Genomic DNA, 209 nt, shown 5'->3' with positions numbered 1-209 from the left:
TCATCAGTCCGATATAGGCTATCGTTGCCCATAAAGCGGTAACCGTATTAAATCCCGCAAAGAGTGCATTGGCCCAGTTACCATCCTGATAGGATTTCAAACAAGTCAACATGGAGTAAACAATAATTGCAATTGGCGAAAAGACATACCAACCACGGACAGAGGTTCTATTGTCAACTTTTGGTGTTCTAGCAAAGGGGATTTTTTTA

The 209-nt window shown here is 41.1% G+C and carries 1 protein-coding gene; it reads right to left on the bottom strand.

The window, feature by feature from the left end:
- The coding region (locus FDW96_RS25280) for a hypothetical protein (RefSeq protein WP_212732899.1) at positions 1 to 209 on the bottom strand (209 nt) is incomplete at both ends.

The organism is Citrobacter sp. TBCS-15, assembly GCF_005280815.1.
GTDB classification, from domain to species: Bacteria; Pseudomonadota; Gammaproteobacteria; order Enterobacterales; family Enterobacteriaceae; genus Citrobacter; species Citrobacter werkmanii.
Note: the sequence above shows the minus strand (reverse complement) of the source record. Positions and strands in the feature narration are given on the sequence as shown.